Annotated in this window: 30 protein-coding genes; 18 read left to right on the top strand and 12 right to left on the bottom strand. The window is 73.3% G+C overall.

Translation table 11 applies throughout. From position 1 onward, the window contains the following. Positions 1-17: 17 nt before the first annotated feature. Positions 18-647 (bottom strand): MBL fold metallo-hydrolase, encoded by a 630-nt coding sequence (locus I4I81_RS21195; protein ID WP_218602440.1) that lies wholly within the window; start codon positions 645-647, stop codon positions 18-20. Next, positions 647-1,732 carry an S-(hydroxymethyl)mycothiol dehydrogenase gene (locus I4I81_RS21190; RefSeq protein WP_218602443.1) on the bottom strand — a complete coding sequence of 362 codons (1,086 nt, stop codon included), beginning with the start codon at positions 1,730-1,732 and terminating at the stop codon, positions 647-649. Before I4I81_RS21190 ends, I4I81_RS21195 begins: the two co-directional genes overlap by 1 nt. Positions 1,733-1,803: 71 nt before the next feature. On the opposite strand from I4I81_RS21190, the gene I4I81_RS21185 reads away from it, so the two are divergent. Further along, complete coding sequence (locus I4I81_RS21185; protein WP_218602444.1) at positions 1,804-2,556, top strand: enoyl-CoA hydratase/isomerase family protein; 753 nt, start codon at positions 1,804-1,806, stop codon at positions 2,554-2,556. On the opposite strand, the gene I4I81_RS21180 is transcribed toward I4I81_RS21185, so the two are convergent. Beyond that, positions 2,543-3,112, bottom strand: coding sequence for a TetR/AcrR family transcriptional regulator (locus tag I4I81_RS21180; RefSeq protein WP_226363493.1), 570 nt, complete (start codon positions 3,110-3,112; stop codon positions 2,543-2,545). The two genes, I4I81_RS21185 and I4I81_RS21180, sit on opposite strands and share 14 nt — an antisense overlap. Before the next feature lie 55 nt (positions 3,113-3,167). On the opposite strand from I4I81_RS21180, the gene I4I81_RS21175 reads away from it, so the two are divergent. The 4 genes from I4I81_RS21175 to I4I81_RS21160 are packed head-to-tail and all read left to right on the top strand — an operon-like array spanning position 3,168 to position 6,183. Continuing rightward, a complete protein-coding gene (locus I4I81_RS21175; RefSeq protein WP_218602446.1) occupies positions 3,168-4,124 on the top strand; it encodes a DUF2867 domain-containing protein in 957 nt (318 codons plus the stop codon). Continuing rightward, positions 4,121-4,642, top strand: coding sequence for an SRPBCC family protein (locus tag I4I81_RS21170; RefSeq protein ID WP_218602447.1), 522 nt, complete (start codon positions 4,121-4,123; stop codon positions 4,640-4,642). Before I4I81_RS21175 ends, I4I81_RS21170 begins: the two co-directional genes overlap by 4 nt. Further along, positions 4,639-5,028: a DUF3224 domain-containing protein gene (locus I4I81_RS21165; RefSeq protein WP_218602448.1), complete on the top strand. Its 390-nt coding sequence runs from the start codon at positions 4,639-4,641 to the stop codon at positions 5,026-5,028. The genes I4I81_RS21170 and I4I81_RS21165 overlap by 4 nt, the downstream gene beginning before the upstream one ends. A 21-nt stretch (positions 5,029-5,049) precedes the next feature. Further along, positions 5,050-6,183 carry a fumarylacetoacetate hydrolase family protein gene (locus I4I81_RS21160; protein WP_218602450.1) on the top strand — a complete coding sequence of 378 codons (1,134 nt, stop codon included), beginning with the start codon at positions 5,050-5,052 and terminating at the stop codon, positions 6,181-6,183. 43 nt (positions 6,184-6,226) lie between these two features. Here I4I81_RS21160 and I4I81_RS21155 read toward each other — a convergent pair whose 3' ends face one another. From I4I81_RS21155 to I4I81_RS21135, 5 genes are all read right to left on the bottom strand, one after another. Continuing rightward, positions 6,227-6,526, bottom strand: coding sequence for a hypothetical protein (locus tag I4I81_RS21155; protein WP_218602451.1), 300 nt, complete (start codon positions 6,524-6,526; stop codon positions 6,227-6,229). A 140-nt stretch (positions 6,527-6,666) separates the two neighbouring features. Next, positions 6,667-7,098 (bottom strand): isochorismatase family protein, encoded by a 432-nt coding sequence (locus tag I4I81_RS21150; RefSeq protein WP_218602453.1) that lies wholly within the window; start codon positions 7,096-7,098, stop codon positions 6,667-6,669. Further along, positions 7,095-7,508: an acyl-CoA thioesterase gene (locus tag I4I81_RS21145; RefSeq protein WP_218602454.1), complete on the bottom strand. Its 414-nt coding sequence runs from the start codon at positions 7,506-7,508 to the stop codon at positions 7,095-7,097. The genes I4I81_RS21150 and I4I81_RS21145 overlap by 4 nt, the downstream gene beginning before the upstream one ends. Beyond that, positions 7,505-7,831: a cupin domain-containing protein gene (locus I4I81_RS21140; RefSeq protein WP_218602455.1), complete on the bottom strand. Its 327-nt coding sequence runs from the start codon at positions 7,829-7,831 to the stop codon at positions 7,505-7,507. Before I4I81_RS21140 ends, I4I81_RS21145 begins: the two co-directional genes overlap by 4 nt. A 9-nt stretch (positions 7,832-7,840) precedes the next feature. Next, complete coding sequence (locus I4I81_RS21135; RefSeq protein ID WP_218602456.1) at positions 7,841-8,545, bottom strand: MerR family transcriptional regulator; 705 nt, start codon at positions 8,543-8,545, stop codon at positions 7,841-7,843. A gap of 58 nt (positions 8,546-8,603) precedes the next feature. Here I4I81_RS21135 and I4I81_RS21130 point away from each other — a divergent pair, with 58 nt between their 5' ends. After that, entirely contained in the window at positions 8,604-9,824 is a 1,221-nt protein-coding gene (locus I4I81_RS21130; RefSeq protein ID WP_218602457.1) for an acetyl-CoA C-acetyltransferase, read from the top strand. Next, positions 9,824-11,983: a 3-hydroxyacyl-CoA dehydrogenase NAD-binding domain-containing protein gene (locus I4I81_RS21125; RefSeq protein ID WP_218602458.1), complete on the top strand. Its 2,160-nt coding sequence runs from the start codon at positions 9,824-9,826 to the stop codon at positions 11,981-11,983. Before I4I81_RS21130 ends, I4I81_RS21125 begins: the two co-directional genes overlap by 1 nt. A 61-nt stretch (positions 11,984-12,044) precedes the next feature. Here the strand turns inward: I4I81_RS21125 and I4I81_RS21120 are convergent, their stop codons facing one another. Continuing rightward, positions 12,045-12,737: an SGNH/GDSL hydrolase family protein gene (locus I4I81_RS21120; RefSeq protein ID WP_226363492.1), complete on the bottom strand. Its 693-nt coding sequence runs from the start codon at positions 12,735-12,737 to the stop codon at positions 12,045-12,047. A gap of 66 nt (positions 12,738-12,803) precedes the next feature. Beyond that, a complete protein-coding gene (locus I4I81_RS21115) occupies positions 12,804-13,166 on the bottom strand; it encodes a DUF1330 domain-containing protein (protein WP_218602460.1) in 363 nt (120 codons plus the stop codon). A gap of 76 nt (positions 13,167-13,242) precedes the next feature. Here I4I81_RS21115 and I4I81_RS21110 point away from each other — a divergent pair, with 76 nt between their 5' ends. From I4I81_RS21110 to I4I81_RS21075, 8 genes are all read left to right on the top strand, one after another. Next, complete coding sequence (locus I4I81_RS21110) at positions 13,243-13,869, top strand: DedA family protein (RefSeq protein WP_225924652.1); 627 nt, start codon at positions 13,243-13,245, stop codon at positions 13,867-13,869. Positions 13,870-13,965: 96 nt separating this feature from the next. Continuing rightward, positions 13,966-14,736, top strand: coding sequence for an ANTAR domain-containing protein (locus I4I81_RS21105; RefSeq protein ID WP_226363491.1), 771 nt, complete (start codon positions 13,966-13,968; stop codon positions 14,734-14,736). 25 nt (positions 14,737-14,761) lie between these two features. Next, entirely contained in the window at positions 14,762-15,058 is a 297-nt protein-coding gene (locus I4I81_RS21100; protein ID WP_218602461.1) for an antibiotic biosynthesis monooxygenase family protein, read from the top strand. A gap of 3 nt (positions 15,059-15,061) precedes the next feature. Then, the gene (locus I4I81_RS21095; protein ID WP_218602462.1) at positions 15,062-15,850 is read left to right on the top strand and encodes an ABC transporter ATP-binding protein; all 789 of its coding nucleotides are present in this window, start codon (positions 15,062-15,064) and stop codon (positions 15,848-15,850) included. Further along, on the top strand, positions 15,847-16,488 hold the full coding sequence (locus I4I81_RS21090; RefSeq protein WP_218602463.1) for a hypothetical protein: 642 nt from the start codon (positions 15,847-15,849) through the stop codon (positions 16,486-16,488). The genes I4I81_RS21095 and I4I81_RS21090 overlap by 4 nt, the downstream gene beginning before the upstream one ends. A gap of 71 nt (positions 16,489-16,559) precedes the next feature. Further along, a complete protein-coding gene (locus I4I81_RS21085; RefSeq protein ID WP_218602464.1) occupies positions 16,560-16,919 on the top strand; it encodes a GntR family transcriptional regulator in 360 nt (119 codons plus the stop codon). After that, positions 16,916-17,755, top strand: a complete 840-nt coding sequence (locus tag I4I81_RS21080) for an ATP-binding cassette domain-containing protein (RefSeq protein ID WP_218602465.1) — start codon at positions 16,916-16,918, stop codon at positions 17,753-17,755. Before I4I81_RS21085 ends, I4I81_RS21080 begins: the two co-directional genes overlap by 4 nt. Further along, a complete protein-coding gene (locus I4I81_RS21075) occupies positions 17,752-18,426 on the top strand; it encodes a hypothetical protein (RefSeq protein ID WP_218602466.1) in 675 nt (224 codons plus the stop codon). The genes I4I81_RS21080 and I4I81_RS21075 overlap by 4 nt, the downstream gene beginning before the upstream one ends. A gap of 103 nt (positions 18,427-18,529) precedes the next feature. On the opposite strand, the gene I4I81_RS21070 is transcribed toward I4I81_RS21075, so the two are convergent. Beyond that, on the bottom strand, positions 18,530-19,456 hold the full coding sequence (locus I4I81_RS21070; RefSeq protein WP_218616277.1) for a LysR family transcriptional regulator: 927 nt from the start codon (positions 19,454-19,456) through the stop codon (positions 18,530-18,532). Between the two features lie 71 nt (positions 19,457-19,527). Between I4I81_RS21070 and I4I81_RS21065 the strand changes: the two genes are divergently transcribed. From I4I81_RS21065 to I4I81_RS21055, 3 genes are read left to right on the top strand one after another with little or no spacing between them, the layout of a single operon-like run. Then, entirely contained in the window at positions 19,528-20,553 is a 1,026-nt protein-coding gene (locus tag I4I81_RS21065) for a maleylacetate reductase (RefSeq protein WP_218601675.1), read from the top strand. Beyond that, complete coding sequence (locus tag I4I81_RS21060) at positions 20,550-21,401, top strand: hydroxyquinol 1,2-dioxygenase (protein WP_218601674.1); 852 nt, start codon at positions 20,550-20,552, stop codon at positions 21,399-21,401. Before I4I81_RS21065 ends, I4I81_RS21060 begins: the two co-directional genes overlap by 4 nt. Positions 21,402-21,406: 5 nt before the next feature. Next, on the top strand, positions 21,407-23,158 hold the full coding sequence (locus tag I4I81_RS21055; RefSeq protein WP_218601673.1) for an FAD-dependent oxidoreductase: 1,752 nt from the start codon (positions 21,407-21,409) through the stop codon (positions 23,156-23,158). Between the two features lie 188 nt (positions 23,159-23,346). On the opposite strand, the gene I4I81_RS21050 is transcribed toward I4I81_RS21055, so the two are convergent. Continuing rightward, entirely contained in the window at positions 23,347-23,793 is a 447-nt protein-coding gene (locus I4I81_RS21050; RefSeq protein ID WP_218601672.1) for an SRPBCC family protein, read from the bottom strand. Between the last annotated feature and the right edge of the window lie 19 nt (positions 23,794-23,812).

Here is a 23,812-nt window from a genome sequence, read left to right as displayed (position 1 = left end):
GCACCTGAAGAGCTGCATCAGCTGCCCTTCGCGATCCACTCCTCCAGGTGCGGGAGCTCGTCGCCGATGCTGGTGGAGTCGCCGTGCCCGGTGCGCACGGTGGTGGCCCCGGGCAGCGTGAGCAGCGTCGTGCGGATCGACTCGATGATCGTGTCGAACGACGAGTAGGACCGGCCGGTGGCTCCGGGTCCGCCCTGGAACAGGGTGTCGCCGGAGAACACGGTGCCCAGCTCCGCGGAGTAGAGGCAGGACGAGCCGGGGGAGTGCCCCGGGGTCTGCAGCACGCGCAGTTCGATGCCGCCGACCGTGAGGACCTGCCCGTCGGCCAGCTCGCCGTCGGGCTTGCGGTCCGGCCAGGTCATGTCCCACAGCACGGACTCGTTCGGATTGAGCAGGATCGGGGCGGAGAACCGGTCGGCCAGCGCGGGCGCCTGGTTGACGTGGTCGTCGTGCGCGTGGGTGCAGACGACGGCCTTGACCGTGCGCCCGTTCACCGCGGCGACGATCGCCTCGACGTCGTGCGCCGCGTCGATGACGAACACCTCGTTCTCGTCACCGACGATCCACACGTTGTTGTCGACGTCCCACGTGCCGCCGTCGAGCGAGAACGTGCCGGATGTGACCAGGTGGTCGATGCCGCCGGCCATCAGAAGACCACGACCGAGCGCAGGACGTCGCCCTTGTGCATCTTCTCGAACGCGGCCTCGACGCCGTCGAGGGCGATCGTCTCGCTGACGAACTTCTCCAGCGGGAGCCGGCCCTGCAGGTGCAGGTCGACGAGCATCGGGAAGTCGCGGCTGGGCAGGCAGTCGCCGTACCAGGAGGACTTGGTGGCGCCGCCGCGGCCGAACACGTCGATCAGCGGGAGCTCGAGCATCATGTCCGGCGTCGGCACCCCGACGAGGACCGCGGTACCGGCGAGGTCACGGGCGTAGAAGGCCTGCTTGAAGGTCTCCGGGCGCCCCACCGCGTCGACGACGACGTCGGCGCCGTTGCCGTCGGTGAGCTCCTGGACGGCTTCGACGACGTCACGCTCGCGGGCGTTGATCGTGTGGGTGGCGCCGAACCCCTTGGCCAGCTCCAGCTTCCGGTCGTCCATGTCGATCGCGATGATCGTGGACGCGCCGGCCAGCAGTGCGCCCGCGATGGCCGCGTCGCCGACGCCACCGCAGCCGATCACGGCGATCGACTGGCCGCGGCCGATGCCGCCGGTGTTGATCGCCGCCCCGATGCCGGCCATGACGCCGCAGCCCAGCAGCCCCGCGACCTCCGGCTTCACGGCCGGGTTGACCTTCGTGCACTGCCCGGCGTGGACGAGGGTCTTCTCGACGAACGCGCCGATGCCCAGTGCTGCCGAGAGTTCCTGGCCCGACTCCAGAGTCATCTTCTGCGCGGCGTTGTGGGTGGAGAAGCAGTACCAGGGCTCGCCGCGGCGACAGGCGCGACAGGTGCCGTCGACCGCGCGCCAGTTGAGGATCACGAAGTCGCCCGGCGCGACGTCGGTGACGCCCTCGCCCACGGACTCGACGATGCCGGCGGCCTCGTGGCCCAGCAGGAACGGGAACTCGTCGTTGATCCCGCCCTCGCGGTAGTGCAGGTCCGTGTGGCAGACGCCGCAGGCCTGGACCTGGACGACGGCCTCACCGGGGCCGGGATCGGGGACGACGATGGTCTCGACGGTGACGGGCTCGCCCTTCTTCAGCGCGACTACCCCGCGGACGCTCTGCGGCATGCTTCTCTCCCTCATCGATGACGGCTCATGCGAAGCCTGCCATGGGATCGCAGCGGGTACCGTCCCTGTCCGTGATCGAACTCGAGCGCGACGGCGACGTGGCGGTCCTCCGTCTGGCCCACGGACCGGTCAACGCCCTGGACCCTGAGCTGTGCGACGCGGTCGCGGCGCGGTTCCGGGCGTTCGTGACGGATCCGGCCCGGGCCGTGGTCCTCACCGGATCGGGGCGGGCCTTCTCCGCGGGGGCCGACCTGAGGCGGCTCGTCACCGAGGGCGAGCCCTACGCACGGCGGTTCGTCCCCGCGCTGGACGGTCTGTTCCGCAGCGTGTTCGAGCTGGGCAAGCCGGTCGTGGCCGCGGTGAACGGGCACGCGATCGCCGGCGGTGCCGTCCTGGCCGCGGCGGCCGACGTCGTGCTGATGGCCGAGGGCAAGGCCCGCATCGGGCTCCCGGAGCTGGTGGTGGGCGTGCCGCTGCCGCGGGTGGCGGTGGAGGTCGTGCGGTACGCGGTCGGGGACCAGGCGGCGCGGAAGCTGATCACCGGCGCGGCCACCCACCCGCCCGCCGACGCGCGGGCGATGGGCCTTGTCGACGAGGTGCTGCCCGCCGACGACCTGCTGCCCGCCGCGCTGGACAGGGCCCGCACTCTCGCGGACTCGATCCCGGCCGACACGTTCGCGTTCACCAAGGCCCAGCTCCGCGGCGAGTCCCTCGCCCGGATGGACGTCTCCGCGGAGGAGGTCGAGGCGACCATGGCGTTGTGGATCCGCCGCGCGTCCGACGGCTGGACGGCGGACTACCTGGAGTCGGTCACCCGCAAGTAGGGCACCCGCCGCGGGTGAGTGCGGCCACCACCGTGTCGACGTAGCCGCTCAGGTCGGGCAGCAGGTCCGGGGTGGCGTGCATGAGCTGCGTGTGACCGAGGTAGGCCGTGTAGGCGAGCAGGCTGCGCCGCTCCGACTCCTCGGGCGAGAACCCGAGATCACGGAAGGTCGTGCCCAGGTACTCCAGCCGGCGCCGGGTCACCCGCCGCAGCACCGGTGCGACCAGCGGATGGTCCGCGGTGGGCTGCAGGGCCAGCTCGACGGAGGCGCCGGGCGGCTCCAGTGCGAGCACCAGCAGTGCGCGCATGCGGGCCAGCCGGTCGGGCTGGGTGTCGCCGAGGGCGATCACCGCCTCGGTCTCGACGCGCTCCCAGTGCGCCAGCGCGGCCGCGAGCAGTGCGTCGCGGCCGGCGAAGTGCCAGTAGAAGCTGCCCTTGGTGGTCCCGAGACGCACCGCGAGCGGTTCGACGGCGACGGCGGCCACGCCCCCGTCGCCGAGTGCCGCGTACGCCGCGTCGACCCAGTCCTGCGCCGAAAGACGTTTCCGAGGAGGCACGTCCATACGCTACCGTACGTAAACCATACGATGGCGTACGGAAGCGGGGATCGCGATGCGGAACGTGCACGAGCGGGTGCTGGCGGCGGAGATCGGGCGGATGGCGCCGCTGCTGGACGGGCTGGGTGGACCCGACGACCGGCTGTGGCCCTCGCCCGAGTACGAGCCGCTGCGGTTGCGCGGGCCGGTCGCACCGGGGGTCCGGGGGACCAACGGTCCGGTCCGGCTGCACGTCAGCGCGTACGAGCCGGGCCGCCGCGTGGAGCTCACGACGGAGCCGGGGGAGGCCATCGAGGGGCGGTTCGTGTGGGAGGTCGAGCCCGTCGGTCCGGGCCGCACCCGGATCCGGCAGATCTCGGAGGGCCGGCTGAGCGGCGCACTGCGCTGGCTGTGGCCGCTGGTCCGGCCGCAGCACGACCACTGCATCGAGAGCATGTTCGACCGGGCCGAGGTGTTCCTCGGGCTCTCGTCCACCCCGACCCCGGAACCCCCGCTGGCCCGGGCGATGGCCCGCGCCGTCGACGCCGAGCGGGCGCGGGCGGTGGCCGTTCCGGAGACGCCGCTGCTGGCCACGGCGCTGCCGCGCGTCGACTTCTCCGACGCCCACGCCGTCCTCGCGCGTCCGGGCATGCCGACCGATCCGCAGGTGTGGGCCGACGCGCTGTTCCACGACCCGCCCTCGTGGGTGGTCGGCGCGATGGGGCTGCGGGAGGCGCTCGTCGGCACCGTCGGGATCGCGCGGAGCGGGGAGTCGACGTTCGGCACCCTCGCCCGTACCGACGACGAGGTGTTGCTCGGCAGCGACGAGGGCCACCTCGACTTCCGCGCGTCGGTCCTCCGCGAACCGGACCGCGTCGTCGTCAGCACGGTGGTGCAGGTCCACAACGCCCGCGGTCGCGCCTACTTCGCACCCGTCCGGCTCGTCCACCCGATGATCGTCCGGGCGATGCTGACGCGTGCGGCGCACCGCCTGTCGCGGCGGGCCCGCGAGAACACCGAGGTCGGGTCGTGATCCGGAACGTGCACGAGCGGACGGTCGCGGCACCGGCCGAGCGGGTCGGGGCGCTGCTCGACCGGCTCGGCGGCCCGGACGACGTGGTGTGGCCGGTCCCGGAGTGGCCCCCACTGGTCCTCGACCGGGCGCTGGCGGTCGGCGCGCAGGGCGGGCACGGGATCATCCGCTACCGCGTCGCCCTGCACGATCCCGGCCGGCTCGTGGGGTTCGCCTTCGACCCGGCGTCGGGGCTGGTGGGCGTCCACTCGTTCACCGTCGAACCCTCCGGTGCGGGCCGTACCCGCGTCCGGCACGTGATGCAGGCGCGGCCGGTGGGGGCGATGCGGCTGCTCTGGCCGCTCGCCGGCCGGTGGTTGCACGACGCGCTCACGGAGAGCTTCCTCGACCGCGTGGAGTACGCCGTCGGTCTCCGCCCGCGCCCGACGGAGCGTTGGTCGCCCTGGTTGCGGGTGCTGCGCCGGGTGTCGGGAAACTCCACGGCCCGCCGCGGGGATCGGACCAGGATGGCCCCATGACGACGACGAGCGGACGGTTCGACCTCACCTCGTGGGACGAGGAGGTCTACGACGATGCCGAGGGCGCGAAGCTGCTGCGGGTGGCCAACACGAAGCTGTTCGAGGGCGGGATCGCGGGCACCAGCACCACGCAGCTGCTGCAGGCCTTCGCCGACGGCTCGGCGGCCTACGTCGGGATCGAGCGCGTCACCGCCACGATCGACGGGCGCGCGGGCGCGTTCGTGCTGCGGCACTCCGCGGTCGGCAACGCGACCGGGGGATCGGCGTCGATCGACGTCGTGCCCGGCTCCGCGACCGGTGCGTTGCGCGGCCTGAGCGGGCAGATGGCGATCGCTCGCTCGCCGGAGGGGGACCACTCCTACACCTTCGACTACGAGTTGGGCTGATCGACAGCTAGCGTGCCGGGCATGCGGAGCCTGGCGCTGGGTGTCGTGGGTGGAGCGGGACGGCCGGGGCCGGGGCGGGTCGTCGCGCGTTCGCCGGAGGGCGTCGTCGACATCGGGTCGCTGGCCGACGTCGAGGGCGGGCCGTACGCGGAGTTGCTCGCCGCCCCCACCCTCGACGCACTGCTCTCCGCGGGCCGCCCGGCGTGGCGCGAGGTGCACGGCTGGCTCGCGTCACGACTGCGGGACGAGCATGCGCCGTACGTGCTGCCGCCCGCGGGTCTGGAGCTGCGGCTGCCGTTCACCGTCGCCGACTACGTCGACTTCTTCGCCTGTGAGCGACACGCGCTGAACGCGGCCACGATCGCCCGCCCCACCGGTGCCTCGCTCCCGCCGAACTGGAAGCACCTGCCGGTCGGCTACCACGGGCGCGCAGGGACGGTGCGGGTCTCGGGGACGCCGGTGGTGCGGCCGCGCGGCCAGATCGCCGCGGGCCACCTCGCGCCGACGCAGCAGCTCGACGTCGAGGTCGAGCTGGGTCTCGTCCTCGGCGGCTCCGACGGCCCGGTCGCGCTCGACGACGCGCTCGACCACGTCTTCGGGGTCGTCCTGCTCAACGACTGGTCCGCTCGCGACATCCAGTCCTTCGAGTCGCGCCCGCTCGGGCCGCTGCTGGGCAAGTCGTTCGCCACGTCGATCTCGGGCTGGATCACCCCGCTCGACGAACTGGCCGCCGCCTGGGTCGACCCGCCCCCGCGCGACCCGACGCCGCTGCCCTACCTGCTGGGCGCCGACGACCGCGGTCTGGACATCGCCCTCGAGCTGACGATCAACGGCGTCACCGTGTCCCGGCCCCCCGCGGTGGACCTCCACTGGACCGCGGCCCAGCTCGTCACGCACCTGACGACGAACGGCTCGCCACTGCGGGCCGGCGACCTGCTCGGCTCCGGCACGGTGTCCGGGGCCCGCCGTGACCAGCGCGGCTGCCTGCTGGAGCTGAGCTGGGGCGGCACCGAGCAGATCACCCTCGGCGGCGGCGCCACCCGCACCTACCTGGAGGACGGTGACGAGGTCGTCATCTCCGCGACGGCCCCCGCGGTCGGTGGGGGCCGTCTGGAGCTGGGGGAGGTGCGCGGCCGGGTGCTCCCGGCGGGCTGATCCCGGGTCAGGCGGTGGTCCCGGGTCAGGCGGTGGTCCCGGGTCAGGCGGTGGCGGTGCGGATCGGGCAGCCGGCGACGTGCTCGGCGGCCCCGCGCAGGGGCCACTCCGCGCCGCACACCCGGCACAGCCGTGCGCGATCGGGCTCGACCGCGCGCAGACCGGGGGCACCGAGCGGGACGATCGGCTGGCCGCCGGACAGCGCGGCGGTGGCGAAGGTGTAGATGCTCAGCTCGGTGTCGGTCATCTCGGCGCGCGGCTTGTCGACGAGTTCCTGGATCCGCACGAGTGCGTAGCGCATCCAGACCTCGCGGGTCAGCGGACCGTCGGGGACGGCGAACATCGGGACCTCCGGAGGTCGGCAGCGGCGCGGACAGGAGGGACTATGCCTCCCCCCTCCCCGGTTGCGTGACCCGAAATGAGACGGGACTCACGCCGTACGGATCGGGGTCGCGCCCGCGGCGTTCGTCCTCGACCGACGTCTCAGGGACGGGTGAAGACGACCTCCGTCGCCGCGACGACCTCCACCCCGGGCGCGACGTGGGCGTCGTCGGCGACCACGACCTCGAAGCCGCGGTCGAGGGCGGAGCGGACCGTCACGGCCGGAGCCGGGCCGCACACGGCGACCCGGCGCACCCCGCGCGCCTCGAGCAGAGCGGCGAGGTCGGTACCGGCGAACCCGTCCTCGCCGGTCCGGCCCAGGACCGGCTCGCCACCCCCGACCGGGAGGTGCAGCCGCCAGCCGGGCGTGCCCGTCTCGTCGGGGGCACCCGCCGGGCCGTCGTGGCGCAGGTGCACGACGAGAGCGCCGGTGCGTCGGGCGGCCCCGAGCAGGCGGCGAGGCACGGTGAGCTGCTCGTCGCAGACGGACCCGGTCTGCACGTCGACGACGAGCAGCGCCTGGACCGCTGTCACGGGGGGAGCAGGGGTGCGGGCTCGCCGAGGGCGTCGGCGATCAGCGGCGGGATCGGGCGCTTGCCGGAGCCGTCGGTGGCCACCACGACGTAGACCGTGCGGCCCGAGCAGGTGACCTCGTCGCCGCGGCGCACCTCGAAGTCGAGTGCGAAGGACGTGCGCCCGAGACGGGCGGTGGACACCGCGATCGCCACGTCGTCCTGGAAACCGACGCCGGTGCGCCAGTCGATCTCCGAGCGGACCAGCTGGACGTCGTGGCCCGAGGCGAGCATGTCGGTGTAGGACAGCCCGCGGTGCAGCAGGAACGCGGTCATGGCGTCGTCGAACCAGGCGAGGTACCAGGAGTTGAAGACCACGCCCTGCGCGTCGACCTCCAGGTAGCGCACGAGGTGCGGGTGCGTGAACGTCATCCCGGGGACTGCTCGGCGGGCCCGAACACCACGACGATCGACAGGTCCTCGCTGACCTCGACGAACTGGTGCTCCTCGCACGCCGGCACGTAGACGACCGATCCCGGACCGACCGCGACGTCGAGCGTCTCGGACACCAGCCGGGCCCGGCCCCGGACGACGACGTAGACCTCGTCCTCGCCGTGGGCGGGCTGCCCGTCCTTGCCCCCGACCGGGATGCAGTAGGTGCCGACGGACAGGTCGGCGGCACGCAGGTGCTCGCGGTACTGGTTGGGCTCGCCCTCGGGGACCGCGAAGTGGCCGGCGGCGCGTAGAACCCGCATGGGTGAAATCTAGCCGACCCGCTCGCGAATGGTCCGGTTGACCGCCCGCCCGAACGCGGTGACGACCCCCCGGACCGTGATCGGCTTGAGCTGGGAGAAGGCCTCCGCGAGCCGGGTGCGTTCGTCGGCGGGGCGCCCACGGTCGCGGTAGGGCTGCAGCACCTCGTCCTGGAAGACCTTCATCAGGTCCTCGGCGAGCGCGGTCGTGTGTTGCTCGATGATCTGGTGGGCGCGGCGCCAGACGTCGACGGGGAGGCCGGAGTCGATGACGGCCAGCCCCTCGCCGAGCGTGCCGGACCCGTGCAGCCGGATCCGGTCCCCGTCCAGGACCTCGATCATCCCGAGGCCCTGCAGGGCGTCGACGTCGGCGGCGGCGAGCGTCCGGCCGGCGCGGCGGTCGAGCTCGGCGCGGTCGACCTCCTCGATCTGCTCGGGTACCCACGGGGTGAGCAGGGCCCGCTGCAGCGCGAGCTCGGCCGCGCTCGCCGACGGGGGGACCCGGCCGAGGTGTCCCTCGATCGCACTGAGTGTGAAGCCGAGGGCCGAGAGCTCGCTGACCAGCTCCAACCGGGCGACGTGGTCGGGTCCGTAGAACCCGGTGCGGCCGCGCAGCGCGGGCGGCGGGAGGAGTCCGCGACCGGCCCAGAAGCGGATGGTGCGGACGGTGACCCCGGTGCGTTCCGCGAGCTGGTCGATGGTGAGCTGGCCCGTCATGTGTGGCACCGTACGCCCAACCTTGACCTATGTGACAGTACTGCTGTAACAAAGGACCATGGCTGAGATTCCCGAGGCGTTCGTCTACGACGCCATCCGCACACCGCGCGGCCGAGGCAAGGCCTCGGGTTCGCTGCACGAGGTCAAGCCGGTCTCGCTCGTCACCGGTCTCATCGACGAGATCCGCTCCCGCTACCCGGAGCTGGACACCAACACCATCGACGACGTCGTGCTCGGCGTCGTCTCGCCGATCGGCGACCAGGGCGGTGACATCGCCAAGACCGCCGCCATCGCCGCAGGCCTGCCGCACACCGTCGCGGGCGTGCAGCTCAACCGCTTCTGCGCCTCCGGGCTGGAGGCCGTCAACGTCGCCACCCAGAAGGTGCGCTCCGGCATGGAGGAGCTCGTGCTCGCCGGTGGCGTCGAGGCGATGTCCCGCGTCCCGATGGGCTCCGACGGCGGCGCCTGGGCGATGGACCCCGACACCAGCTACCAGACCGGCTTCGTGCCGCAGGGCATCGGCGCCGACCTCATCGCCACGCTCGAGGGCTGGAACCGCGAGGACGTCGACACGTTCGCGGTCGAGTCGCAGGCGCGCGCGGCGAAGGCGTGGGCCAACGGCTACTTCGCCAAGTCCGTCGTGCCGGTCAAGGACCGCAACGGCCTGACGATCCTCGACCACGACGAGTTCATCCGCGCCGGTGCCACGCTCGACTCGCTCGCGGGCCTCAAGCCGTCCTTCGCGATGATGGGCGAGGCCGGTGGCTTCGACGCCGTGGCCCTGCAGCAGTACCACTGGGTCGAGAGGATCGACCACGTCCACCACGCCGGCAACAGCTCCGGCATCGTCGACGGCGCCGCGCTGTGCCTGATCGGCACCGAGGCCGCGGGCAAGGCCGCGAACCTGCGCCCCCGCGCGCGCATCGTCGCCACCGCGCTGTCCGGCGCCGACCCGACCATCATGCTGACCGGCCCCGCGCCCGCCTCGAGGAAGGCGCTGGCCAAGGCCGGGCTGAGCGTCGACGACATCGACCTGTTCGAGATCAACGAGGCGTTCGCCGCCGTCGCGATGCGGTTCATGCGCGACATGGGCATCAGCCACGAGAAGACCAACGTCAACGGCGGCGCGATCGCCATGGGCCACCCGCTCGGTGCCACCGGGGCGATGATCCTGGGCACCCTGATCGACGAGCTGGAGCGGCGCGAGCTGCGGTACGGCCTCGCCACGCTGTGCGTCGGCGGCGGCATGGGAATTGCGACGATCGTGGAGCGGATCTGATGAGCGACCAGAAGGCCGTGCGCTGGGAGAAGGGTGCCGACGGCATCGTCGTCGTCACCCTGGACGACCCGGGCCGCAGTGCCAACACGATGAACGAGCGCTTCGGCGAGGCGTTCCTGGAGTGCGTCGACGCCCTCGTGGCCGACAAGGAGAACATCACCGGGGTCATCCTCACCTCGGCCAAGAAGACGTTCTTCGCCGGAGGCGACCTCGACTCGCTGTCCAAGGCCACGCAGGCCGACGCCCCACGGTTCTACGAGCAGTCCATGGCGATCAAGACGGTGCTGCGCCGCCTGGAGACGCTCGGACGCCCGGTCGTCGCGGCCATGAACGGCACCGCGCTCGGCGGCGGCCTGGAGATCGGCCTCGCCTGTCACCACCGCATCGGACTCGACGCGAAGGGCGTGCTCTACGGCCTGCCCGAGGTCACGCTGGGTCTGCTGCCCGGTGGCGGCGGCGTCGTCCGTGTCACGCGCCTGCTCGGCATCGCCGACGGGTTCATGAAGGTCCTCGCGCAGGGCCAGCGGATGAAGCCCGCGCAGGCGCTGGAGACCGGCATCATCGACTCCCTCGCGGCCACGCCGGAGGAGATGCTCGACCAGGCTCGCGCCTGGATCGCGGCCAACCCCGACGCCGCGGCGCCGTGGGACAAGCCGGGCTACAGGATCCCCGGCGGCACCCCGTCGTCGCCGAAGCTCGCGGCGTTCCTGCCCGCGTTCCCGGCCAACCTGCGCAAGCAGATCAAGGGCGCGCCGATGCCGGCGCCACGCAACATCCTGGCCGCGGCCGTCGAGGGTACGCAGGTCGACATCGACACGGCGTTCCGGATCGAGGCCCGCTACTTCGTCGAGCTGGTCACCGGCCAGGTCAGCACGAACATGACCAAGGCCTTCTTCTACGACCTGCAGGCCATCAACGGCGGCGAGTCGCGTCCGGACGGCCACGAGAAGTGGGCGCCGCGCAAGGTGGCGGTCCTCGGGGCCGGGATGATGGGCGCGGGCATCGCCTACGTCTGTGCGCTCTCGGGCTGGGAGGTCGTGCTCAAGGACGTCTCGCTGGAGGCGGCGGAGAAGGGCAAGGCGTACTCCCAGTCCCTGGTCGCGAAGGGCGTCAAGCGCGGGAAGACCACGCTGGAGAAGGGCGAGGCGCTCCTGGAGCGCATCACGCCCACCGGCGACTACAACGACCTCGCGGGCTGCGACACGGTCATCGAGGCCGTGTTCGAGTCGGTGGCGCTCAAGCAGGAGGTGTTCCGGGAGGCGATGAAGGTCGTCGAGCCCGACGCCCTGCTGTGCTCCAACACCTCCACGCTGCCGATCACGGAGCTGGCCGCCGGGCTCGACCGCGAGGCCGACTTCATCGGCCTGCACTTCTTCTCCCCGGTCGACAAGATGCCGCTCGTGGAGATCATCCGCGGCGAGCGCACGTCCGACGCGGCCCTGGCGAAGGCGTTCGACCTCACGCTGGGGATCAGGAAGACCCCGATCGTCGTCAACGACAGCCGCGGCTTCTTCACCTCGCGGGTGATCGGCACCTTCATCAACGAGGGTGTCGCGATGCTGGCCGAGGGCATCGACCCGCAGACCATCGAGCAGGCCTCCTCGCAGGCCGGCTACCCCGCCCCGGTGCTGCAGCTGATGGACGAGCTCACGCTCACGTTGCCGCAGAAGATCCGCAAGGAGACGCGGGCGGCGGTCGAGGCGGCCGGTGGCACCTGGACGGCGCACCCGTCCGAGGCCGTCATCGACAAGCTGGTCGAGGCCGGGCGCCCCGGCAAGTCCGGCGGTGCGGGCTTCTACGACTACGCCGAGGGTAAGCGCACCGGCCTGTGGCCCGGGCTGCGCAGCGAGTTCGGGGCGACGAACCACGACGTCGACCTGCACGAGCTCTCCGAGCGCATGCTGGTGATCGAGGCGCTCGAGACCGTGAAGTGCTTCGACGAGGGCGTGCTCACCTCGGTGGCGGACGCGAACATCGGCTCGATCTTCGGCATCGGCTACCCGGCCTGGACCGGCGGCGTCGTGCAGTACATCGAGGGCTACCCCGGCGGCCCCGCCGGCTTCGTGGCCCGCGCCGACGAGTTCGCGGCGAAGTACGGCGACCGGTTCGCGGTGCCGGCCAGCCTGCGCGAGCGCGCGAAGGCGCCCGCGGCGGCCTGACCGGGCCCCAGGAGATGGCAGTAGAGCCACTTTGCCGCCGGGAGACGGCAGCAAAGTGGCTCTACTGCGTCCGAGGGCGGGGTCGGCGGCGTACGGCGTCGTCGAAGACGTCGGCGATGCCGGCGTAGCCGCGCTCGTTGGGGTGGAAGTGGTCGGCGGCGAGGCGCCCGCCCCAGTGCCGGGTGCGCGGGTCGCGCAGGTCGGCGAGCACCAGTGCGCGCTCGGCCACCGCGTCGTCGATCATGCGGTTGACCTCGAGCGCCGCCGCGTAGGTGCCCGGCTGGTTGCCGACGACCGTGCCCGGCGGTACCCGGCGCAGCAGCTCGGGAAGGTCGGTGCCCAGGTGCGGCCGGAGCTTCGGGTTGACCATGTCGTTGTTGCCGATCAGCAGCGTGAGCAGGTCCGGGAGCACGCCGAGGGAGTCGAGGGCGGGGAGCTGGCGGTCCAGCACGTCGCGCACGCGGCCCCCGCTGATCCCGAGGTTGACGACCCGCCAGCCCGGCATCCGCGCTGCGAGCTGGCCCACCCAGCCGCGGTCGTGGGACCCGGCGCCGATGCCCTGCGTCATGGAGTCGCCCAGCGCCACCCACAGCGGACCGGTGCCGTCGAGGGCGGAGAGGTTGTGCTCCCGCCACGCCGCGGCGTACGGCTCGACCTGGGCCTGCACCGCGCGGACGCCGGGGACCACGCGCGCCACCAGACCCAGGACCCGGCCCGGCGGCCGGCCGCTGAGGTTGGAGAACTCGAAGGCCACGTGATCAGTCAAGCAGGCGGTCGGACGCCCCTGCGGCCCGTTCGATCACGGTTGGGTTGCGGGCGGTCACCCGGCCGGTGCGGTCGGCTGCAGCACGGCTTCCGCCAGCGCCTCGGTACGCAGATGCGTGCCCTCCTGGTAGCCGGGGTCGCGCACCATGTCGGAGAACGCGCGGCGGCTGGGGTACGACACCAGCAGCACCGCATCCCAGCCCTGGCCGTGCTCGGCGACGATCGGGTCGCCGCCGTGCCCGTAGTAGACGACCGCGGCCCCGACCTTCTCCGCGTACGTCCGGAAGTGCGCGAGGTACGCGTCGTAGCGCGCCGCCCCGCCGTCGGCGAACCGCAGCAGGTTGAGCATCACGATCGGCTGGTCGGGGTCGACGGCGAGGAACGCCTTCATGTCGGCCCCCGTGGGGTTGACGGCCATGGTTCCCATCCTGCCGCAGTTGTGACGATCCCGACCGCGTCGGATTGTCTCCGGACGAATCGGGCAACCTGTTGTCATGGCCGACTGGGTGTTCTCGATCGTCGACCGCCTCGGAGCGGCAGGTGTGGGTCTGCTGATCCTGTTGGAGAACGTGATCCCGCCGATCCCGTCGGAGATCATCCTGCCGCTGGCGGGCTTCCGGGCGAGGGCAGGCGCATTCGACGTCGTCGCGGCGTGGGGGGCGGCCACGGTCGGGTCGCTGCTCGGGGCACTGATCCTCTACGGGTTCGGTGCCTGGTTCGGCTACGACCGGCTGTACGAGCTGGCCGGCAGGCGCTGGTTCATCCTGTCGAGCCAGAAGGACCTCGACCGGGGTCACGCGCTGTTCGACAAGCACGGCGGCAAGGTGGTGCTGCTGGCGCGCTGCGTCCCGCTGCTGCGCAGCGTGGTGTCCATCCCGGCCGGGATCGTCGGGATGCCGCTGTGGCGGTTCAGCGCCCTCACCGCGGTCGGCAGCGGGATCTGGAACGCGGTCTTCATCGGGCTCGGGTGGTACCTCGGGGAGAACTTCGAGGTCGTGGAGCAGTGGCTCGGGCCCGTCTCCTACGTCGTGGCCGGGGTGGTCGTCCTCGCCGCCGTGGTGCTGATCGTGCGGAAGCTGCGCGCTCGGCGTCCGGCGTCGACCGCTCGGCACCGGGCCTGAGCCGTCCGTTCGACCGGGCGGGAAGATCGGGTTGCCCGGAGGGCCCGCCGTGGGTCAAGCTTTCGCGCTGGACCACGGAGTGAACGGGAGTGCCGGGTGACGACGGACGAGGCGGCTGCGGTGGATCAGGCGGTGCTGGCGGTCGTCGACGACGGCGAGGTGCCGGGCCCGGTGGCGGCGGAGTTCCTCGCGCTGGCATCCGCGCTGATGGACGCCGGCACCGTGCGCGGGGTGCTGGTGCGCGTCGTCGAGGCGGCGAAGGCGGTCCTGCCCGGAGCCGACCTCGTGAGCGTCACGCTGCGCGTCGCGGGCGGCTTCCACACCCCCGCCGAGACCGATCCACTGGCGACCCGCCTCGACGAGATCCAGTACCGCCTCGACGACGGGCCGTGCGTCGACGCCACCCGCAAGGCCGGCCTGGGCCTCACGTTCTGCTCCGACCTGGCCACGACCACCCGCTTCGGCGGGTTCGGCCCGGCGGCCGCCGAGCTGGGTGTGCGCAGCGTGCTGGCCGTCGGCCTGTTCCCCGACGGCGACGGCCCGCGGATGGGTGCGCTCAACGTCTACTCGCGCCGCGTCGCCGGGCTCGACGAGCTCGACCGCGACCTCGCGCTCGTGCTCGCAGCGCACGCCTCCACCGCGCTCGCGGCCACGATGGCCGCCACCTCGGCGGAGCTGGAGTCGGCGCAGCTGCGCCAGGCGCTGCACAGCCGCGACGTCATCGGGCAGGCCAAGGGCATCCTCATGGAGCGCCGCAAGATCGGCTCCGACGAGGCGTTCGACGTGCTGCGGACGGCGTCGCAGTCGCTCAACGTCAAGCTGGCCCAGGTGGCGCAGACGCTGGTGGACCACCGCGCCGAGGTGTGAGGGGCGCGGCGCTAACCTGGCTCCCGTGATCCGCAACGTGGTGGTGGGCCGGCTGCTCCCCGACGTCCCGGCCGAGCAGGTGGAGGCGGCGCTGCAGGCGCTGCGCGACCTGCGCGTCGAGGGCGTCGAGCTGCGCATGGCCTCCGGGTTCGACCTGGGGCTGCGCGAGGGCAACGCGAACTACGCGATCACCGTCGACCTCGCCGACGAGGACGCCTACCGCGTCTACGACCTCGACGAGGAGCACAACCGGATCCGGCGCGAGATGTTCGCGCCGATCAGCGCGTCGATCGAGCGGATCCAGTTCCGGCTGCCCGGCTGAGCGGTGCGCCTGGAGGCGGTGCGCAAGCGCTACCGGCGCGGGCCGGAGGTGCTCACCGGCGTCGACCTCGAGCTGACGGCGGGCGCACCGGTGGTGGTGCTCGGCGGCAACGGCACGGGCAAGTCGACGCTGCTGCGCATCGCGGCGGGGTGCGCGGCGGCCTCGTCCGGGCGGGTCGTCGGGCGGCCGCGGCGGGTCGGGTACCTGCCCGCCGACCTCCCGGCCCCCGAGCGGACGCCGGCGCGGGTGTGGCTCGCCCACCTCGCCGCGATCCGCGGCACCGATCCGGCGTCGGCGTCGAGGGTGCTCGACGCGCTCGGCTTCACCGGGGGGCTCGACGCGCCGCTCGCGCGGCTGTCGACCGGGAACTGGCGCAAGGTCGGGCTCGCGCAGGCGCTGGGCGGGTCACCAGGGCTGGTCGTGCTCGACGAGCCGTGGTCCGGCCTGGACGACGCCGCGGGCGCCGCGCTCGACGACGCGCTGCGCGCCGCGACCTGCCCGGTCCTGGTCACCGACCACACCGGACGCGGCGCCGCGACGGCCGGTGCGGAGGTCCGGCGCCTGGCCGCGGGGCGGCTGCAGCGGGTCCCGCCGCCGGTCGCGCACGCGGTGGTGGAGCTGCGGTGCCCGGTCGACCCGGCGGTCGCGGTGACCCGGCTGCCGCCGGTGACGGGCTGGTGGAGCGACGGGCCGGTCCTGACGGTGCGGGTGCCCGCCGAGCGCGGTGACGCCCTGCTCGCGGCCGCGCTGGCGGCCGGGTGCTCGGTGCTGACGGTGCGGCGCGACCCGTGACCGTCCTCGCGGTGGCCCGCCACCTGGCGTCGGAGGTCGTGCGCTCGCAGCGGTGGCTGCCGCCGCTGCTCCTGTTCGCCGCGGTGCTCGCGGTGCTCTTCGGCGGGGACCCCGGGCCGCCACCGGTGCCGTGGGCGGCCTCGGCGCTCGCGCTGTACCCGGTGGCGGCGTGGTGGACGCTGGTCGTCGCGCACGTGGAGGACCCGGCGCGGCGCACGCTCACGGCGTCGGCGGCCGGGGGATGGGGTCCGGTCGCGGCGGCGACGCCGGCGGTCGCCCTCGCCGGTGACGCCGTGCTCGTCGCGCTCGCCGTCGTGTGGCCGGTGGTGCTCGGTGGCTACCCGTACCCTCCGCCGACGGTGCTGCTCGGGGTCGTCGCGCACCTCGCCGCCGCGGCGACCGGTACGGCGGTCGGGCTGCTGTGCGCGCGCCCGGTGGTGACGCGGATCGGGTGGTCGGTGCTGTTCGGCGTCGTCGTCGTGACCGTCACGGCCGTGCAGCCGTGGCTGCCGCCCGTCGGCACCGCGGTGGCCGCCCTGACCGGCGCGGACGCCCCGCCGGTCGCCTCGGCCGGGCTCGCCCTGCTGCTGGCCGCCGGGGCCGGGGCCGTCGCGTGGACGGTCGACCGGCGCCGGTAGCGCTTGACAGCGAGCTTCGTCGGTTGCATGGTTAGTTACATGAGTAATGAACCAACGGACCGGCGGTCGGGGTGAGGGACGACGGGCGGCCGCTCTTCGCGCAGATCGCGGAGCAGATCGAGAACTCGGTCGTCGACGGCTCACTGGCCGAGGAGGCCCAGGTCCCGTCGACCAACGAGCTCGCCGCCTTCCACCGCATCAACCCGGCCACCGCCGCGAAGGGCGTCAACCAGCTCGTCGCGAGCGGGGTCCTCTACAAGAGACGAGGGATCGGCATGTTCGTCGCCACCGGCGCGCGCACGCTGCTGCTGGAGCGGCGGCGCGAGGAGTTCGCGCAGGAGTACCTGGCTCCGCTGCTGGCGGAGGCCCGCAAGCTCGGCATGGACGCCGAGCAGGTCAAGAAGATGATCGACACCTGGGGGGACGCATGACCGTCGCGACGGCCGGGCTCACCCGGCACTACGGGGACGTCCACGCGCTCGACGACGTCGACGTCACGCTGACCGGCGACACCGTCCACGGGCTGCTCGGCGCCAGCGGCGCGGGCAAGACCACGCTGCTGCGGATCCTCGCCGGCCAGGAGTTCGCGTCGGCGGGCACCGTCACCGGCGTCGGCGCCACGGTCTGCCTCGTCCGCGAGGACCAGACCTACCCCGACACCTACCGCGTCGGACACGCCCTGCGCGCCGCGGCTCTGCTGCAGCCGCACTGGTCCGAGGAGGTGGCCCACGACCTCGTGACGCGGTTCGGGCTGCCGCTCGACCGCCGCACCCGGAAGCTCTCCCGCGGCCAGCGCTCGATGCTCGGCGCCACGATCGGGGTCGCGTCCCGGGCGTCACTGACACTGCTCGACGAGCCCTACCTCGGCCTCGACGCCCGCTCCCGGGCCGTGCTGTCCCAGGTGCTGATGGCCGACTACGCCGAGCACCCGCGCACGATCGTGCTGTCCAGCCACCTGATCGACGAGGTGGCCGACCTGCTCGAGCACGTCGTGGTCCTCGACCGCGGCCGGGTCGTCCTCGACGACGACGTCGACGCGCTGCGCGGCCGCGCCGTCACCGTCAGCGGGCCCGTCGAGTCCGTCGAGCGGTTCGTCGCCGGGTGCGGCGAGCTGCACCGCGAGCAGCTCGGTCCGACGCTGCGGGTCACCGCCGTCGGCACGCCCGCCGCGGTGCCCGCCGAGCTGGACGTCTCGCCCGTGTCGCTCCAGCAGCTCATCGTCCACACCGCGTCCGCACCGGACGCCGACCAGGGGAGGGTCCGATGACCCACGCGCTCGACATCGTCCGCATGCAACTGCTCGACCGCCGGCTCGTGCTGGGCACCCTCGGCGGCGTGCTGCTGTTCGTCGCCCTCGGCGTGGGGATCACCGCGGGGGAGATCGCGACCAGCGGCAGCTTCGGCAAGGGCTTCGCCGTCGGGATCATCGGCGGCGCCTACGGCGGGGTCGCCGGGGCCCAGGCCACGTCCCTGTCGCGCCTGCTCCCGTTCGCCGTCGCGATGGGCCGGACGCGGCGCGACTACTACCTCGGAACCGTGCTGTTCGTCCTCCTGGAGACCCTCGTGCTCGGTGCGCTGCTGTTGCTGTTCCTCGGCGTCGAGCAGGTCACCGGCGGCTGGGGCGGCGACGTGCGGTTCCTCGGCGCGGGATGGGAGATGGTGGGCAACCCCGTCGGCCAGTTCCTGGTCTTCGCCGCACCCCTGCTGCTGACCTTCCCGATGGTGCTGCTCGGCGTCGTCCTGCACGCGCGGTGGGGGCTGCTCGGTCTGGTCGTGGGTGCGGTCCTCGCCGGGGCGGCGGCCTTCGCGGTGGTCATCGCCACCGGCCTGCTGACGGTCGGCGCCACGATCCCCGTGGCCGACACCGTGCGGCTCGTGGCCATCGGCGCGGTGTTCGCCGTCGGGGGCTGGTTCGTGGTCCGGCGCACGCCGGTGTGAGTCGGTGCTCGTCGGGATCGGAGTGGGGCGTCGTCGACCTCCACCGCCGCCACCGTCGCCGCCGGGACGCACCCGGTGGCGGCGGTGGCGCTGCCCGTCCGGGTCAGCCCCGGGCGAAGGCCGGGCCCAGGGCGTCGGGTTCCGGGGTGTCCAGGGCCAGGCGCAGGAACCGCTGGACGGCCGGGGTCGGGGGGTCGGTGCGGCGGCGGAGCAGACCCGTCTCGACCACCGGCACGTGCCGGGCCAGCGGGCGGGTCACGGCGTCCGGCCCGCACACCGCGGCCACCGACGCCGGCAGCACCGACACCCCGACGCCCGCCCCCACCAGCGCCACCACCGTCGCGACGAGCTCCACCTCCCGCGGCGCCGGCTCGAACCCGGAGAGGCGGCACGCCCCGAGCAGGTGCGGGGCGAGCCCGCCCGCCAGCTCGCGCGACGGCATGAGGAACGGCTGCTCGGCCAGGTCGGCGAGGTCGACCCGGTCGCCGAACCCCGCCGCCAGCTCGCGGGGCAGCACGGCGACGAGGGGCTCGCGGCGGACCACCGCGACGTCGAGGTCGGGCCCGGCCCCCGCACCGCCGGGCGGCAGGTGCAGCAGCCCGAGGTCGGCCCGCCGGGCGCGCACATGCTCGGCCACCGCGTCCGACCCGCCCTCGAGGAACGTCAGCTCGACCTCCGGTCGCACCGCCCGGAAGCCGCGCAGCAGCCCCGGCAGCACCGACCACGCCGTCGCCGGGACGAAGGCCAGCGCCATCCGCCCGCTGCGCCCCTGACCGGTGCGGCGCACCGACTCTACCGCCGCGTCGACGTCGGCGAGGACCGACCGCGCGTGCTCGACGAGGAGCCGCCCGGCCTCGGTGAGGTCGACGCCGCGGCGGTGCCGGACCAGCAGCGGCACGCCGAGCTCGTGCTCCAGCCGTGCGATCTGCGCCGAGAGCGGGGGCTGGGTGAGGTGCAGCCGCGCCGCCGCCCGCGTCACCGACCGCTCCTCGGCGACGGCGACGAAGTACCGGAGCTGCCGCAGGTCCATGGTTCATCGTATGGCTGGGGGTGCCTCAAGCGTGTTGGACGTGTAGCTCGTGGATGGGCCAGTGTGAGGCCGTGCACTCCTTCACCTACGACGCCCTGCCCGGTCGGGTCGTGTTCGGGACCGGGGTCGCGCGCACGGGGCTGGCCGCGGAGGTGGAGCGGCTCGGGGCGTCGAAGGTCCTGCTGATCGCCTCCGACCGCGACGCCGAGCGCGTCCGCGCCCTCACCGCGCCGTTCGCCGACCGCATCGCCGCGGTGTTCACCGCGGTGCGCGAGCACGTCCCCGTCGCCACCGCCGAGGCCGCCCGCGAGGCGGCGGTGGGGGCCGACGCGGTGCTGTGCGTCGGCGGCGGATCGACCGTCGGGGCCGCGAAGGCCGTCGCGCTGACCACCCGCCTGCCGATCCTCGCCGTCCCGACGACGTACGCGGGCTCGGAGGTCACGCCGATCTGGGGGCTGTCGGAGGACGGCGTCAAGACCACCGGCACCGACCCGGTCGTGCTGCCGCGCACCGTCGTCTACGACCCGGAGCTGACGGCGTCGCTGCCGCCCGAGCTGGCGCGGGCGAGCGCGCTCAACGCGATGGCGCACTGCGTCGAGGTGTTCTGGGCGCCGCGGCGCAACCCCGTGAGCAGCGTGATCGCCGAGGAGGGCGTGCGTGCCCTCGCCGGTGGCCTGCGCGACGAGGACCCCGAGCAGCTCCTGCTCGGCGCCTACCTCGCGGGCTCCGCGTTCGCCGTCGCCGGCAGCGGCCTGCACCACAAGCTCGCGCACGTCCTCGGTGGGCTCGGGTTGCCGCACGCCCGCAGCCACGCGACGTTGCTCCCGCACGTGCTGGCGTTCAACGCCCCCGGGTCGCCGGAGGCCACCACGCGGATCGCCCGCGCACTGGGCTGCGACGACGCCGTCGCGGGGCTGCGGGCCGTGGTCGCGGCAGCCGGGATGCCGGCGGGGCTGCGGGAGCTGGGCCTGCGCGGGGACCAGCTCGACGAGGTGGCGGGGCGCACCGAGAAGGTCGTGCCCGCCGACAACCCGGTGCCCGTGGGCGGCGGGGCGATGCGGCGGCTCGTGCAGCAGGCGTGGGAGGGAACGACATGAACGCAGAACGGGAGCAGGCCGTCACCGACGAGGTGGTGGCGAGCTTCGGGCACGACGACCGGCTCGCCGAGGTCATGCGCAGCCTCACCACGCACCTGCACGCGTTCGCCCGCGAGGTCCGCCTCACCCAGGACGAGTGGACGCGCGGCATCGAGTTCCTGACCCGAACCGGGCACATCACCGACGACCGTCGTCAGGAGTTCATCCTGCTCTCCGACGTCCTGGGCCTGTCGATGCTGACGGTCGGCATCAACGCCGCCCCCGAGCCCGGGGCCACCGAGTCGACGGTCTTCGGCCCGTTCTTCGTCGACGGCGCCCCGGGCATCGAACTCGGCGGCGACATCGCCTCCGGCGCGAAGGGCACGCCGTGCTGGGTGACCGGCACCGTGGCGTCGACCACCGGTGAGCGGATCCCCGGTGCCCGGATCGAGGTGTGGGAGGCCGACGACGACGGCTTCTACGACGTCCAGTACACCGACGCGCGGACGGCGGGCCGCGGCTGGCTCACCTCCGGAGACGCGGGCGAGTACCGGTTCTGGTCGGTGCGCCCGTCCTGCTACGGCATCCCCGACGACGGCCCGGTCGGCGAGCTGCTCGCCGCGTCCGGCCGACACCCGATGCGCCCGGCGCACCTGCACTTCATGGTCACCGCGCCCGGGTACCGCACTCTGATCACGCACGTCTTCGTGGCGGGCGACGAGTACCTGGCCAGCGATGCCGTGTTCGGCGTCAAGGACAGCCTCGTCGTCGACGTCGCCGACCACCCGCCCGGCACCGCCCCCGACGGCCGCGAGCTCACCGAGCCGTGGGCGTCCATCGAGTTCGACATCGTGCTGGCGAAGGAGTAGCAGAAGTGACCTCCGCGTTCGAGACCGACGTCCTCGTCATCGGGAGCGGGCCCGCCGGGTCCGGTGCCGCCCTGTCCCTGGCCACGCTCGGCGTGGATCACATGGTGATCACCAAGTACCGCTGGACGGCCAACACGCCGCGCAGCCACATCACCAACCAGCGCACCGTCGAGATCTTCCGCGACCTCGGCATCGAGGACGACGTGCTCGCGCAGGGCACCGAGCACGAGCGGATGGGCGAGACGGTGTTCTGCACCAGCCTCGCCGGCGACGAGATCGGCCGCGTCCGCACCTGGGAGACCGCCCCGGACCGGGCCTCGGACTACGCCGCCGCCAGCCCGTCGCCCAACTGCGACATCCCGCAGACGCTGCTGGAGCCGATCCTCGTCGGGCACGCCGCCTCGCGCGGCAGCCGGATCCGGTTCGACACCGAGTACGTCGGACTGGAGCAGGACGCCGACGGCGTCACCGTCTCCGTCCGCGACCGCACCACCGGCCACGAGTACACGATCCGCGCGAAGTACGTACTCGGCGCCGACGGCGGTCGCAGCCAGGTGGCGGAGGACATCGGCCTGCCGTTCGAGGGCGAGATGGACGTCGCCGGGTCGATGAACATCGTCTTCCATTCCGACCTGTCGCACCTCGTCGCGCACCGGCCTAGCGTCCTGTACTGGGTGCTGCAGCCCGGGGCCGACGTCGGCGGGATCGGGCTGGGGCTCGTCCGCATGGTCCGGCCGTGGAACGAGTGGCTCACGGTGTGGGGCTACGACATCAACGAGCCGCCGCCCGTCGTCGACGACGCGGAGGCGATCAAGATCGTGCACCAGCTCGTGGGCGACGACACGATCCCGGTGACGATCCGCTCCACCTCGTTGTGGGGCAACAACAAGCGCTACGCCACCCGCTACCGCTCGGGCCGCGTGTTCTGCCTCGGCGACGCCTGCCACCGGCACCCCCCGTCGAACGGGCTGGGCTCCAACACCTCGATCCAGGACGCCTACAACCTGGCCTGGAAGCTCGCCTACGTCCTGCGCGGCACCGCCGGGGAGGGCCTGCTCGACTCCTTCGACGCCGAGCGCGCCCCGATCGGCAAGCAGATCGTGCTGCGCGCCAACAAGAGCATCGAGGAGTTCGGGCCGATCTTCGACGCGCTGGGGCTGCTCGGCGAGAGCGACCCGGAGGTCATGACGCGGCACATCGCGGCGCGCGCCGACAACACCCCCGAGGCGGCTGAGCAGCGCGCGAAGCTGCGCACGGCGCTGGAGCTGAAGAACTACGAGTTCAACGCGCACGGGGTGGAGCTCAACCACCGCTACGCCTCGAACGCGGTGGTCCCGGACGGCACGCCCGAGCCGGGGTTCACCCGCGATCCCGAGCTGCACTACCACCCGACGACCTGGCCGGGTGCCCGTCTCCCGCACGTGTGGTTGGGCGGGCCCGGTGGTCGGCGGGTGTCGACGCACGACCTGGCGGGCAAGGGTCGGTTCGCGCTGCTCACCGGGATCAGCGGGTCGGCGTGGGCCGATGCGGCCGCAGAGGTGGCCGAGAAGCTGGGCGTCGACCTGGTGCCGTACGTGATCGGCCCCGGCCGTGACCACATCGACCTCTACGACGACTGGGCCCGCGCCCGGGAGGTCGGCGAGGACGGCTGCGTGCTGGTCCGCCCGGACACCCACGTGGCCTGGCGCAGCCCCGGCCCGGTCGACGACCCGACGACCGAGCTGACCCGCGTCCTGACGGAGATCCTCGCCCACTGACCCACCCCACCCGACCCGCGAGTCGCTGCATCCGCGCCCGCGAGTCGCTACTTCTCAGCCCGCGAGTCGCGGTCTTCGCGCCCGCGAGTCGCGGGCTGTAGCCCTCGTCCAGGGCCCGCAGAACCACGACTCGCGGGCGGGGAAACGGCGACTCGCGGGCGCGGAAACGGCGACTCGCGGGGTGGGGGTCAGGCGGCGTAGACGATCGCGCGGCGGTGCAGGAACTCCGACAGGGCCGCGAGGCGGGTCAGGCGCCTGCGCTGGCCGTAGGCCGACAGCGGCCCGACGACGCTCTGGACGACGGGCCCGACGGGGCCCGTCACCTCGGCCGTCATCGTCACCGTGCAGCGCTGGTCGCCGTGCGGGGTGACGAGGTCGGCGTAGTCGAGGCGGTGGCCGGCGGCGTGGGTGGTCCAGCGGATGCCGCGGCCGGGCTCGCACCACGTCACCTCCATCAGGGTGGCCGGCCCGAACCACGGCTTGATCAGCCCGCTCCAGCTCGCGTCCTGGACGACCTCGCCCGCGGAGTCGACGGAACGGATGTGCGGTGACCACAGCCGCCAGGCCGCCACGTCGGTGAGCACGGCGTGCGCGACGGCGGCGGGCGCGGCGACGGACTGCTCGGAACGGATCACCTCCCCACGGTAGGGTCCG

Source organism: Pseudonocardia abyssalis, from assembly GCF_019263705.2.
Classification (GTDB): Bacteria; Actinomycetota; Actinomycetes; order Mycobacteriales; family Pseudonocardiaceae; genus Pseudonocardia; species Pseudonocardia abyssalis.
Note: the sequence above shows the minus strand (reverse complement) of the source record. Positions and strands in the feature narration are given on the sequence as shown.

What these genes read in the sequence shown, in the direction of transcription:
- I4I81_RS21195 (WP_218602440.1), bottom strand. Translation starts at nt 647, where the DNA reads ATGGCCGGCGGCATCGACCACCTGGTCACATCCGGCACGTTCTCGCTC.
- I4I81_RS21190 (WP_218602443.1), bottom strand. Translation starts at nt 1,732, where the DNA reads ATGCCGCAGAGCGTCCGCGGGGTAGTCGCGCTGAAGAAGGGCGAGCCC.
- I4I81_RS21175 (WP_218602446.1), top strand. Translation starts at nt 3,168, where the DNA reads ATGCGGAACGTGCACGAGCGGGTGCTGGCGGCGGAGATCGGGCGGATG.
- I4I81_RS21165 (WP_218602448.1), top strand. Translation starts at nt 4,639, where the DNA reads ATGACGACGACGAGCGGACGGTTCGACCTCACCTCGTGGGACGAGGAG.
- I4I81_RS21160 (WP_218602450.1), top strand. Translation starts at nt 5,050, where the DNA reads ATGCGGAGCCTGGCGCTGGGTGTCGTGGGTGGAGCGGGACGGCCGGGG.
- I4I81_RS21155 (WP_218602451.1), bottom strand. Translation starts at nt 6,526, where the DNA reads ATGTTCGCCGTCCCCGACGGTCCGCTGACCCGCGAGGTCTGGATGCGC.
- I4I81_RS21145 (WP_218602454.1), bottom strand. Translation starts at nt 7,508, where the DNA reads ATGACGTTCACGCACCCGCACCTCGTGCGCTACCTGGAGGTCGACGCG.
- I4I81_RS21140 (WP_218602455.1), bottom strand. Translation starts at nt 7,831, where the DNA reads ATGCGGGTTCTACGCGCCGCCGGCCACTTCGCGGTCCCCGAGGGCGAG.
- I4I81_RS21135 (WP_218602456.1), bottom strand. Translation starts at nt 8,545, where the DNA reads ATGACGGGCCAGCTCACCATCGACCAGCTCGCGGAACGCACCGGGGTC.
- I4I81_RS21130 (WP_218602457.1), top strand. Translation starts at nt 8,604, where the DNA reads ATGGCTGAGATTCCCGAGGCGTTCGTCTACGACGCCATCCGCACACCG.
- I4I81_RS21125 (WP_218602458.1), top strand. Translation starts at nt 9,824, where the DNA reads ATGAGCGACCAGAAGGCCGTGCGCTGGGAGAAGGGTGCCGACGGCATC.
- I4I81_RS21115 (WP_218602460.1), bottom strand. Translation starts at nt 13,166, where the DNA reads ATGGCCGTCAACCCCACGGGGGCCGACATGAAGGCGTTCCTCGCCGTC.
- I4I81_RS21110 (WP_225924652.1), top strand. Translation starts at nt 13,243, where the DNA reads ATGGCCGACTGGGTGTTCTCGATCGTCGACCGCCTCGGAGCGGCAGGT.
- I4I81_RS21080 (WP_218602465.1), top strand. Translation starts at nt 16,916, where the DNA reads ATGACCGTCGCGACGGCCGGGCTCACCCGGCACTACGGGGACGTCCAC.
- I4I81_RS21075 (WP_218602466.1), top strand. Translation starts at nt 17,752, where the DNA reads ATGACCCACGCGCTCGACATCGTCCGCATGCAACTGCTCGACCGCCGG.
- I4I81_RS21070 (WP_218616277.1), bottom strand. Translation starts at nt 19,456, where the DNA reads ATGGACCTGCGGCAGCTCCGGTACTTCGTCGCCGTCGCCGAGGAGCGG.
- I4I81_RS21060 (WP_218601674.1), top strand. Translation starts at nt 20,550, where the DNA reads ATGAACGCAGAACGGGAGCAGGCCGTCACCGACGAGGTGGTGGCGAGC.